Below are 10,949 nucleotides of genomic sequence, written 5' to 3'. Positions count from 1 at the left end.
TGTTGATGACTTTTATGTAGGCAATCTGAGTGTTTACCATAATTCCATTAAAATGTTCACCTTGATACTATATCTGTGTATCTTTATCATAAAGAAGCTAATGATACAAGCTCTTATAAATGATTTCGTAAACCGACAGCAATATGTAAATATTATATTTCCAAATGCTGAAAGAATTATGTTCTGAAGGTTATCTTGTTTCTGACGGTATCGGAAGAGGAACTACATATCATTTGAATAAAGATAGTAATCTTAATAGTTCAGATGGAAACCTTAACAGTTCGGATGGAAACCTTAACAGCTCAGATGAAAACCTTAATAGTTCGGATGAAAACCTTAACAGTTCCAATGATGATTATCTTAAGACAAATACTCAAAAAACAATTAAAAAGAAGTGTAGCCAAAAAGAATTATTTGGAATAATACAGAATAGTACCCAAACTTGGAAATCAGTTGAGGAAATAGCCCTTGAAATAAGGCGAAGTACACAATATCTGAAAGGGGAAATTATTCCAGTGATGGTGAATAAAGGACTTTTGGAAAGAGAACATGCTATGCCTAATCATCCGGCTCAAAGATATAAAAGGAAGTTTTGAAATTTACTCAAAAAACAGGAAAATGAGCGTACAAGAATTCATTTGCAGATTTCTAAAAACTTCACACTATGAAAGAACTGAAACAACAAGTCATTATAGAGGAACATCCTGATATAGAGATAAATTATGTAGAGGATGCAAATGTCCCTCAAGATGTCCCTCAAGATGTCCCTCAAGACGAAGATTTAGATACCTGGATTGAAGAACAGGTTGCCACTTATCCTAAAATTACAACTGAAGAATTGGCTTCACAATCAGGGAAAGGCATAAGAACGATTAAACGCCATATAGCTAAGATGAAGAAGCTCTGATATTGATGCTACATCATTTGAGAAGTTTGAGAAGTTTTTAAAAGAAAATTAGGAAATACAGAAATAAATTGTACTTTTGCATTATATAGATTATAAATCCAAATATATGAATGTGACAGTTTTTAATCCGGCTCAATTGCAAGTTCTTGAAATGATGTCGTTTGTGGACAGTCCTGAAGCATTAGCTGAACTTAAAAAGGCTATTTCTGACTATTTCGCCAAGCAAGCGCAAAAGGAGATTGACCGCTTGTGGGAGAATGGAGAATTGAATGAGGAAAAAGTCGATAAATTCCATCAACTACATGAACGTACTCCATATAAATGAATATGAGAAACATTGTATTGGATACTAACTCACTTATTATTGCTATTTCAGCGAAGAATGACTATTAGTACCCTTACGGAAGCTCAATATGATAAGGTGAATGGTGAGATGGGAGATGGAAACCTAAACAAGACCTAAAAACTTCACACTATGAAAGAACTAAAACAACAAGTCATAATTAGAAAATACCAGTTCGAGGAACTTACTGACTCCGACAAACGGCTGATAGAAGCTGCAAAGGAAGCTACAAAGAGAAGCTATGCGCCATACTCGCATTTCCATGTGGGTGCTGCCGCCATGCTTGACGACGGTACGATAGTGACAGGCTCAAACCAGGAGAATGCCGCCTACCCTTCTGGACTATGTGCCGAGCGCACTACCCTGTTTCATGCCGGCTCTGAATATCCGGGCAAGGCTGTAACAACACTTGCCATTGCGGCATCAAACTGCGAAGGTTTCACTGAACAGCCTGTCACTCCGTGCGGAGCGTGCAGACAGGTAATGCTGGAAGCGGAACAGAGATACCACCGCCCTATCCGTATGCTGATGTACGGCACAGCCTGTATATACGAAACAAGGGGAACAAAAGATTTGCTCCCCCTGTCGTTTGGTATTGAATCAATGGAATGATTATTTGTCGCCGTACATACGTGCGCGCATTTCCTTGATATGGTCTGATGTGATGTATTCATCGTATTCCATCATCTTGTCGATGATACCGTTAGGTGTAAGTTCGATGATACGGTTGGCAACAGTCTGAATGAATTCGTGGTCGTGTGATGCAAACAGCACGTTACCTTTGTATTGCTTCAGATTGTTGTTGAATGCCTGAATAGACTCCAGGTCGAGGTGGTTTGTAGGAGTGTCAAGGATAAGACAGTTGGCATTTCTCAACTGCATACGTGCAATCATGCATCGCATCTTCTCTCCTCCCGAAAGTACGTTAACTTTCTTCAGCACTTCTTCACCTGAGAACAGCATACGTCCGAGGAATCCCTTCATCTCCACTTCATTGCCCTGTCCGTACTGGCTCAACCAGTCAACAAGATTAAGATCGCAATTGAAGAAGTCAGTATTGTCAAGTGGCAGATATGCAGTAGTGATAGTCACACCCCAGTTGAAGTGTCCTGCCTGTGGTTTGCGACGTTCATTGATAATCTCGAAGAAAGCAGTCATCGCACGTGGGTCGCGGCTCAGGAATACTATCTTGTCACCCTTTTCTACATTGAAGTTTACATCGTTGAAAAGAACGATTCCATCTTCAGTTTCGGCACGAAGTCCTGAAACTTCAAGAATCTGATTACCCGGCTCGCGGTCCATAGTAAAGATGATACCTGGATATTTACGTGATGAAGGCTTGATTTCATCCACATTAAGTTTCTCAAGCATCTTCTTACGGCTGGTTGTCTGTTTTGATTTTGCCACGTTGGCAGAGAAACGGCGGATAAACTCTTCGAGTTCCTTACGTTTTTCTTCAGCCTTAGCCTTCTGGTTCTGCTGCTGGCGGAGTGCAAGCTGGCTTGACTCATACCAGAAACTATAGTTACCGGCAAAGAGGTTGACCTTACCGAAGTCGATATCCACTGTATGGGTACATACCGAGTCGAGGAAGTGACGGTCGTGGCTCACTACAAGTACTGTATGTTCGAAATTTGAAAGATATTCTTCCAGCCATGTCACAGTTTCCATATCGAGGTCATTGGTAGGCTCGTCCAGAAGCAGGTTGTCAGGATTACCGAACAAAGCCTGTGCAAGCATGACACGCACCTTTTCCTTACCGCTGAGGTCGCCCATAAGCGTATAGTGCTTGTCTTCCTTAATACCAAGTCCGCTAAGGAGGATTGCGGCATCACTTTCTGCGTTCCATCCTTCAAGTTCTGCAAATTTTTCCTCAAGTTCTGCAGCCTTGATTCCGTCCTCATCGGTAAAATCTTCTTTGGCATAAAGCGCCTCGCGCTGCTTCATTATGTCCCAAAGCACAGTGTGTCCCATAAGGACTGTATCAAGTACAGTATGTTCGTCGAACTTGAAGTGGTCCTGGCTAAGAACTGAAAGGCGTTCGCCCGGTCCCAGTGTAACGCTTCCCTTAGTTGGGTCAAGTTCTCCGGAAATTACCTTAAGAAAAGTTGATTTTCCTGCACCATTGGCACCTATCACACCGTAAATATTACCGTTAGTGAACTTCATGTTCACATCATTGTACAATACTCTCTTACCGAATTGAACGGCTACATTAGAAACTGTAATCATTTTATAAGTTTGTTTGTATACCTAATTATACTGTTATTCTGAAATTTGAGTGCAAAGGTACTAAATATCCTGCTAATATACAATGCAGATAAAAACTTATAACTCCAACAGCACGGCTTTTTATATGTTTTTTTGTGTCAGTATGTCAGTTTTTTAGTAATTTTGCGGCTGTTTATGCATACCGTGCATTACAGGCACGGTTTTTGTAGTATAGCCAACAGCCGTATGCAAGTCCGGCACTTAAACTACAGATTAATAATAAAATAACAACATAAAGACATGAGTACAAATCAGAATCAAAATCCGGAAGAAGAAATATTGAAGAACGAGGAAGCTGAAAACCTGCAGCAGGAAAATGAAACTCAGGCTGAAGAAACAAACTCTGCCGAAAATGCAGGCGAAGAGAAAGAAGCCGAACTTTCAGAAGAGGAAAAGGCTGCCAAAGAACTGGAAGAGACCAAACAGGCTCTTGAGGACTATAAGGACAAATATCTGCGTCTTTCGGCTGAATTTGACAATTACCGCAAACGTACAATGAAGGAAAAAGCCGAACTTATCAAGAACGGTGGCGAGAAGGCTATCTCGGCTATCCTGCCTATACTGGACGACCTGGAACGTGCCTTGCAGAACATGCAGAAGGCAGAGGACGTAAAGGCTATGTACGAAGGTATTGACCTGATACATCAGAAGTTCCTGAAAAACCTTGGACACGAAGGGCTTGAAAAGATGAATCCTGTGGGAGAAGCATTCGATACTGATTTCCACGAGGCAATAGCTCTTGTTCCTGCTCAGGAGGAAGCACAGAAAGGCAAGGTTTTGGACTGTGTACAGACTGGTTACAAACTGAATGACAAAGTTATACGCCACGCCAAAGTGGTAGTTGCTCAATAATACAATAAAACCACATCGCAAATATGGCTACTAAAAGAGATTACTACGAAGTGCTTGGCGTGGAGAAGACAGCCACAGCAGACGAAATAAAGAAAGCATACCGTAAGAAAGCAATCCAGTATCACCCTGACAAGAATCCGGGAGACAAGGAAGCTGAAGAGAAATTCAAGGAAGCCGCAGAAGCATACGAAGTATTGAGCAATCCTGACAAGCGTTCACGCTACGACCAGTTCGGTCATGCAGGCGTAGACGGTGCTGCAGGAGGCGGATACGGAGGTTTCGGCGGACAGGGTATGTCTATGGATGACATCTTCTCTATGTTCGGCGACATCTTTGGCGGACACAGCGGTTTCGGAGGATTCGGCGGTTTCGGAGGTGGCGGAGGCCAGCCAAGACAACGCAAATTCCGCGGTGCAGACCTTAGGGTAAAGGCTAAACTTACGCTGAAGGAAATTGCTGAAGGAACAGAAAAGAAATTCAAGGTAAAGAAATATGTTCCTTGTTCACACTGTCACGGAACAGGTGCCGAAGGAAACAGCGGAACAGAGACTTGTCCTACATGTCACGGAACAGGTAGCGTGACACGTACTCAGCAGAGTATCTTCGGAATGATGCAGACTCAGTCTGTATGTCCTCAGTGTAACGGTGAAGGAAAAATCATCAAGAACAAATGTAAGGAATGTAACGGCGAAGGAGTTGTTTACGGCGAAGAGGTTGTTACAGTGAAAATCCCTGCCGGAGTGGCTGAAGGCATGCAGGTTACTATCAACGGTAAAGGTAATGCAGGAAAGCATAATGGTGTGGCAGGTGACCTTCTTGTTCTAATAGAAGAAGAAAAGCATCCTGAACTGATAAGAGACGAAAGCGACCTTATATATAATCTGCTCCTCAGCGTTCCTCAGGCAGCGCTTGGTGGTACAGTGGAAATCCCTACAATAGACGGTAAGGCGAAAATCAAGATTGAACCGGGAACACAGCCCGGAAAGGTTCTGCGCCTGAGAGGCAAAGGTCTGCCTAACATCAACAGCTACGGTTACAGCACAGGAACAGGTGACTTGCTGGTAAACGTAAGTGTATATATCCCTGAAACTCTTACAAAAGAAGAACGTCAGGCTCTGGAAAAATGGCAGGAATCTGAAAGCTTCAAGCCTAACACAAGTCTGAAGGAAAAAATCTTCAAGAAATTCAGAAGTCTTTTCGACTGATTGATATAAAAATAGAGCGGTACTTCAAGTAGTGCCGCTCTATTTTTTTGTATAACACGCTTTAATCTGTATCTTTGCACTCCAAATATTTTTATATGAAGAAGAAAAAAGTAGTAATTATATCTATTTCCATTATTGCGGCTGTGTTACTGTCTGCGGCAATCGGCACATACTCATTGCTATTCAGCAAACCTTTCAAGATTACAGATCCTACATTTATATATATAGATGAAGATGATTCTGCTGACTCTGTTTTTGCTAAAATAGAGACTAACCTTCATCCGGAAAGTATGACAGGAATGAAGATGCTTGCCAAGCTGAAAGATTATGGAGAAAACATATACACCGGAGCATACAGAATAAATTCAGAAATGACAGTACTGGAAACTTTCAGAATGCTTAAAGCAGGAAGACAGACTCCGGTAAAACTGATAATACCAAGCGTGAGAACAATAGATAAACTTGTTTCGAGAGTGGCAAAACAGATTATGGCCGACTCAGCAAGTATAACCTCACTGATAAACGATAGCAGCTATATAGCCAATTTGGGATATAACAAAGCTACTATACCTGCATTGTTCATTCCTAACACTTACGAAGTGTACTGGAATATGACAGCCGAAGGTTTCATAAAAAGAATGATAAAGGAAAACAAAAATTTCTGGAACGCAGAGCGTACTGCTAAAGCCGAAGCACTGAATATGAGTGCTGTAGAAGTCTGCACACTGGCATCAATAGTGGACGAAGAGACCGCAAACAATGCCGAGAAACCTCTCGTGGCAGGACTATATATAAACAGACTGAAACGCGGAATGCTCCTCCAGGCAGACCCTACAGTGAAATTCAGTCTACAGGACTTCGGACTTAGAAGAATTCTGTTCAAGCATCTTGAAACAGACAGTCCGTATAATACATATAAACATGCCGGATTACCTCCAGGACCAATCAGAATAGCATCGGTGGCGGGTATAAACAGTGTATTGAATTATTCCAAACATAATTACATATATATGTGTGCCAAAGAAGATTTCTCCGGCACTCACAATTTTGCCTCTACGCTAAGCGAGCATAACAGAAACGCAAGGAGGTATCAGCAGGCATTGAACAGAAGAAACATAAAATAAAACCCAACATAATCAAAATGTTTCACTTAACGGATTTCCAGAACTTGATAAAATCCGAATACTGGCCATAACATACCAGTCCGTCGTCCTGACCCAAAGCATAGTCTTCCGGGAATGTCATAGTAGAAACCTTTTCAACTTTTGAAATTCCCAGGATATTGGATATCTGTTTTCCCATTATTACGGATATGATACGGATACCGAACTCCTGTTCTATGCTCAGTTCATTTATCTTATACCCTATCAGCTTGGCAGGAACAGAGAATTTGAATACATAATTGTTCTCGTCTATAGAAAAGTGTTCCACCTCGGCATCAAGCTCCATAAGCTGAACAAGGAGTCTGGCAGCGTCTTTCTCCGGAGTGAGTATCCTGTCAAGCGAAAAGGCATCAAGTACTGCCTTATGCACTTCATCTACCGCACGGGCATATATATGTTTTACATTTCGTTTTTTCAACAATGAAACAATCCTGACTGATGCTCCGAAATTCTCTCCGATGGCTACTATAACAATATCGACACCGTTAAGAGGAAGGACAGACAGTGCCATCTCGTCCGTCGCGTCAAGAACGTATGTTGTAGCCACCTTATCTTTATATCGTTCCGCCTGAAGCTCCTCAGAGTCTACACCGACTACTTCATGACCAAGCGCAGTCAGTTCCTCAGCCAATACTCCTCCGTAATTTCCCAGTCCTATAATAAGATATTTCATATCGTATATATTTAATTATTAATCAGTTAATTATTATATTGTCACTCGGATATTTATAGTTTTTCTTTTTCTCCTGCCTTATCAATCCGCTTACGAGCGTAAAAGCGCCCACACGTCCTACGAACATCAAGACTATTATTACCAGTTTGCCTGCATTGCTCAATTCGGGTGTCAGGTCAAGGCTGGAACCTACGGTGCTCAGAGCAGAGACACACTCGAACACCAGAGCCATAACCGATGCCTGAGGCTCAATAATTGTCATCACGAATATCCCGATAAAAACAATAAGCAGATAAAGAATCAATGCTGCATTGGAGCGTTTCACCGAATCGGAGGAAATCTCGCGATGCAGTATATACGTTCTATCTACGCCTCTCAAAACGGCAAAAAGGTTTATCAGGATTACCGCAAATACATTTATCTTTACACCACCGGCTGTTGACTGCGTTCCACCACCTATCATCATGAGAATAATCATCAGCAGAAGTGTCTGTGTAGAAAGTGTAGTAAGCCCGACACTGGCAAAACCGGCAGTTCGCGGACATACGGAATTGAAGAAAGCATGAACTACTTTATCAGCACCAGTCATTCCGGCAAAAGCATTGTTCCATTCGAAAAGCAATATTACAAGTGTTCCTGCCAGCAAGAGGACTCCTGTCATGAACAGAACTATCTTCGTATTGAGATTATACAAATGTATCTGTTTCTTGAACCTGCGGCGACGGAAAAATATCTTGGCCCACATATATCGGAGATAATAAAAAATGGTATCTTTCATATTCACCAATATAGGGAAACCTATTCCGCCAAATACTATAAGCAATGACAATACTATATAAAGGAAATTGTGGTTATGCATCACCATCTCATTTCCCATTCCTCCGGGAAGAGTGGAGAATCCGGCATTACAGAATGCAGATATGGAATGGAATGCAGAGAAATACAATTCCTCATAAAACGTCATTCCCAGAGTTCCATGTATGTCCAGCCAAATGAGCAGCATACCTATGCCCTCTATGGCTAGAGTGAAACCAAGGATATATAATAATGTAGACAAAAGGGAATTCAGCGAATTGGTACTAATCATATCGCCTACAGCCAACTGATTGTAAAGAGAAGTGTTTCCCATAAAGAACATGGCAAAGAAACTGGTTATGGTCATCACTCCCAAACCACCAATCTGGATGAGGAGCATTATTATAATCTGACCTTCCATGGTAAATGTGGAAGGAACATCGACCGATACTAGTCCGGTCACGCACGTTGCACTGGTGGAAATAAACAAGGCGTCAATCCACGAAATGCCATTATATGTGGCTCGTGGGAGCATCAATAGTCCGGCTCCTACAAGTATGATGATAAAAAAGCTTGACGCAAGAATGAGTGAAGGATTTGTTTTCCGTCCCAGCAGGCGAACAAAAAAACCGGAAAGCAGAGTAAAGGACATGAGCAGGAGAATTGCTCCTTTATAATAACTGCTATGGAAGAATATCCAAATCCAATAGGCTGCATTACCAGGCTCGGGAAGATGAAAAACTACGGGTAAAAGTGTAAGATAAAGTCCTATATCAAGCAGCCACGTCCACACTGTGAACTTACTTCCTTCATCATTAGAGAAGAGATGACTCAAAGTGGTATTGATAAGAAAAATCACCCACACAAAATTCGACACAAAGTGGAGAGCCGAATGCACATCATCGGTAACTGTAAATCCATAACGGTATACTATAGCAGCGATGAACAACACGGCAGCGAAACAAGCAATCCACGCAAACCAGTCAACCAGTTGATAGATTCGAGGTAATACGAGTTTCTTTTTATACAATATAAGACGTTCCCAATTATCCATATTCTTTTTAACTTTAAAAAGATACATGCAAACATACAGAAAAAAAATGGTGATACGACTAATACTATACAAAAAGTTGATATCATTAGTTAAATAGCACAAAACGCCATCAGCTAACAAGTTTTCCTTACATTATTCTATCTATATTTTATTTTTAATATCAAATATCCGATAAATTCTTTGTCAAATAAACTTTTTTGTCTATTTTTGAGCAGAACTTTAAAATAAATAGCCATGAGCGAGAAACAGAAAAGATTTTTCCTAAAGGAAAACGAAATACCTACACACTGGTATAACATACAGGCGGACATGAAGAACAAACCTATGCCGCCTCTTAATCCTGCTACAAAAGAACCGTTGAAAGCAGAAGACCTCTACCCTATCTTTGCTAAAGAATTGTGTCACCAGGAACTGAACCAGACTGACGCATGGATAGAAATTCCGGAAGAGGTAAGAGAAATGTATAAATACTACAGAAGTACTCCGCTAGTTAGAGCATACGGTCTGGAAAAAGCTTTGGGAACACCGGCACATATCTACTTCAAAAACGAGAGTGTAAGCCCTATCGGTTCTCACAAACTTAATTCAGCACTTGCACAGGCATATTACTGCAAGCAGGAAGGAGTGACAAACATCACTACCGAAACCGGAGCGGGACAATGGGGAGCCGCACTTTCATACGCGGCACGTGTGTTCGGACTTGAAGCTGCGGTTTATCAAGTAAAGATCAGCTACGAGCAGAAACCATACAGAAGAAGCATTATGCAGACATTCGGTGCGCAGGTTACTCCTTCACCTTCAATGTCTACACGTGCCGGAAAAGATATACTTACAAAATATCCTAACCATCAGGGATCGCTGGGAACTGCCATCTCTGAAGCTATAGAACTGGCACGAACTACTCCTAACTGTAAATATACTCTTGGTTCGGTGTTAAGCCACGTGACACTACATCAGACAATCATAGGTCTGGAAGCAGAAAAGCAGATGGAAATGGCTGGCGAATATCCTGATATCATAATAGGATGCTTCGGAGGTGGATCAAACTTCGGTGGTATAAGTTTCCCATTTATGCGCCACACTATTCTGGAAGGCAAAAAGACAAGATACATAGCTGCAGAACCTGCATCCTGCCCTAAGCTGACAAGAGGTAAATTCGAATACGATTTCGGAGACGAAGCCGGATATACTCCTCTCCTGCCAATGTACACTTTGGGACATAACTTCGCACCGGCAAATATCCATGCCGGCGGTTTGAGATACCATGGTGCTGGAGTCATCGTATCACAGCTTCTGAAAGACGGATTAATGGAGGCTGTAGATGTGAAACAGCTCGACACATTCGATGCCGGTATCCTATTTGCAAAGGCTGAAGGTATCATTCCTGCTCCCGAATCATGTCATGCCATAGCAGCAGCAATCAATGAAGCCAAGAAATGTATTGAAACAGGAGAAGAAAAAGTAATTCTGTTCAATCTGTCCGGACATGGACTTATCGACATGAGCGCATACGACCAATACTTATCGGGCAACCTTACAAACTACGAGCTTAGTGAGGAAGAAATAGAAAAAAATCTTGAGGAAGTAAAAAAAATCGGAGTAGAATAAACAACAGCCCTTTTAGAAAGAATATATAATATAACATTCTTATAATAAGGTTATTAATAAATAAAGTCTGATATTATC

The 10,949-nt window shown here is 41.5% G+C and carries 12 protein-coding genes; 9 read left to right on the top strand and 3 right to left on the bottom strand.

Translation table 11 applies throughout. The features are described from left to right. The 5 genes from I6E24_RS13470 to cdd all read left to right on the top strand — a co-directional run. On the top strand, positions 1-187 hold a 187-nt coding region (locus tag I6E24_RS13470), incomplete at its 5' end, for a hypothetical protein (RefSeq protein ID WP_235329056.1). Beyond that, positions 165-596 (top strand): hypothetical protein, encoded by a 432-nt coding sequence (locus I6E24_RS13465; protein ID WP_235329055.1) that lies wholly within the window; start codon positions 165-167, stop codon positions 594-596. The genes I6E24_RS13470 and I6E24_RS13465, both read left to right, overlap by 23 nt. Positions 597-664: 68 nt before the next feature. After that, positions 665-907, top strand: a complete 243-nt coding sequence (locus I6E24_RS13460) for a hypothetical protein (protein ID WP_235329054.1) — start codon at positions 665-667, stop codon at positions 905-907. A 106-nt stretch (positions 908-1,013) separates the two neighbouring features. After that, complete coding sequence (locus I6E24_RS13455; protein WP_154042819.1) at positions 1,014-1,232, top strand: dephospho-CoA kinase; 219 nt, start codon at positions 1,014-1,016, stop codon at positions 1,230-1,232. A gap of 150 nt (positions 1,233-1,382) precedes the next feature. Then, entirely contained in the window at positions 1,383-1,862 is a 480-nt protein-coding gene (cdd, locus tag I6E24_RS13450; RefSeq protein ID WP_204404988.1) for a cytidine deaminase, read from the top strand. Here the strand turns inward: cdd and I6E24_RS13445 are convergent, their stop codons facing one another. After that, positions 1,863-3,482: an ABC-F family ATP-binding cassette domain-containing protein gene (locus tag I6E24_RS13445; protein ID WP_204404987.1), complete on the bottom strand. Its 1,620-nt coding sequence runs from the start codon at positions 3,480-3,482 to the stop codon at positions 1,863-1,865. A 279-nt stretch (positions 3,483-3,761) separates the two neighbouring features. Between I6E24_RS13445 and grpE the strand changes: the two genes are divergently transcribed. From grpE to mltG, 3 genes are all read left to right on the top strand, one after another. After that, positions 3,762-4,373 (top strand): nucleotide exchange factor GrpE, encoded by a 612-nt coding sequence (grpE, locus tag I6E24_RS13440; RefSeq protein ID WP_235329053.1) that lies wholly within the window; start codon positions 3,762-3,764, stop codon positions 4,371-4,373. A 23-nt stretch (positions 4,374-4,396) separates the two neighbouring features. Then, entirely contained in the window at positions 4,397-5,578 is a 1,182-nt protein-coding gene (gene dnaJ / locus I6E24_RS13435) for a molecular chaperone DnaJ (RefSeq protein WP_204390378.1), read from the top strand. A gap of 95 nt (positions 5,579-5,673) precedes the next feature. Continuing rightward, the gene (mltG, locus tag I6E24_RS13430) at positions 5,674-6,702 is read left to right on the top strand and encodes an endolytic transglycosylase MltG (protein WP_235329052.1); all 1,029 of its coding nucleotides are present in this window, start codon (positions 5,674-5,676) and stop codon (positions 6,700-6,702) included. Positions 6,703-6,724: 22 nt separating this feature from the next. Here mltG and I6E24_RS13425 read toward each other — a convergent pair whose 3' ends face one another. Both I6E24_RS13425 and I6E24_RS13420 read right to left on the bottom strand, forming a co-directional pair. Then, on the bottom strand, positions 6,725-7,414 hold the full coding sequence (locus I6E24_RS13425; protein WP_235329051.1) for a potassium channel family protein: 690 nt from the start codon (positions 7,412-7,414) through the stop codon (positions 6,725-6,727). Between the two features lie 22 nt (positions 7,415-7,436). Next, complete coding sequence (locus I6E24_RS13420) at positions 7,437-9,263, bottom strand: TrkH family potassium uptake protein (RefSeq protein WP_235329049.1); 1,827 nt, start codon at positions 9,261-9,263, stop codon at positions 7,437-7,439. A 234-nt stretch (positions 9,264-9,497) separates the two neighbouring features. Here I6E24_RS13420 and I6E24_RS13415 point away from each other — a divergent pair, with 234 nt between their 5' ends. Continuing rightward, the gene (locus tag I6E24_RS13415; RefSeq protein WP_235329048.1) at positions 9,498-10,871 is read left to right on the top strand and encodes a TrpB-like pyridoxal phosphate-dependent enzyme; all 1,374 of its coding nucleotides are present in this window, start codon (positions 9,498-9,500) and stop codon (positions 10,869-10,871) included. The last annotated feature ends 78 nt before the right edge of the window (positions 10,872-10,949 follow it).

Origin of the sequence: Bacteroides caecigallinarum, assembly GCF_021530995.1 — a bacterium.
GTDB lineage: Bacteria > Bacteroidota > Bacteroidia > Bacteroidales > Bacteroidaceae > Phocaeicola > Phocaeicola faecigallinarum.
This window is presented reverse-complemented; position numbering and strand designations above follow the sequence as displayed.

What these genes read in the sequence shown, in the direction of transcription:
- cdd (WP_204404988.1), top strand. Translation starts at nt 1,383, where the DNA reads ATGAAAGAACTAAAACAACAAGTCATAATTAGAAAATACCAGTTCGAG.
- I6E24_RS13455 (WP_154042819.1), top strand. Translation starts at nt 1,014, where the DNA reads ATGAATGTGACAGTTTTTAATCCGGCTCAATTGCAAGTTCTTGAAATG.
- I6E24_RS13420 (WP_235329049.1), bottom strand. Translation starts at nt 9,263, where the DNA reads ATGGATAATTGGGAACGTCTTATATTGTATAAAAAGAAACTCGTATTA.
- I6E24_RS13415 (WP_235329048.1), top strand. Translation starts at nt 9,498, where the DNA reads ATGAGCGAGAAACAGAAAAGATTTTTCCTAAAGGAAAACGAAATACCT.
- I6E24_RS13445 (WP_204404987.1), bottom strand. Translation starts at nt 3,482, where the DNA reads ATGATTACAGTTTCTAATGTAGCCGTTCAATTCGGTAAGAGAGTATTG.
- mltG (WP_235329052.1), top strand. Translation starts at nt 5,674, where the DNA reads ATGAAGAAGAAAAAAGTAGTAATTATATCTATTTCCATTATTGCGGCT.
- I6E24_RS13465 (WP_235329055.1), top strand. Translation starts at nt 165, where the DNA reads ATGCTGAAAGAATTATGTTCTGAAGGTTATCTTGTTTCTGACGGTATC.
- grpE (WP_235329053.1), top strand. Translation starts at nt 3,762, where the DNA reads ATGAGTACAAATCAGAATCAAAATCCGGAAGAAGAAATATTGAAGAAC.
- I6E24_RS13460 (WP_235329054.1), top strand. Translation starts at nt 665, where the DNA reads ATGAAAGAACTGAAACAACAAGTCATTATAGAGGAACATCCTGATATA.
- dnaJ (WP_204390378.1), top strand. Translation starts at nt 4,397, where the DNA reads ATGGCTACTAAAAGAGATTACTACGAAGTGCTTGGCGTGGAGAAGACA.
- I6E24_RS13425 (WP_235329051.1), bottom strand. Translation starts at nt 7,414, where the DNA reads ATGAAATATCTTATTATAGGACTGGGAAATTACGGAGGAGTATTGGCT.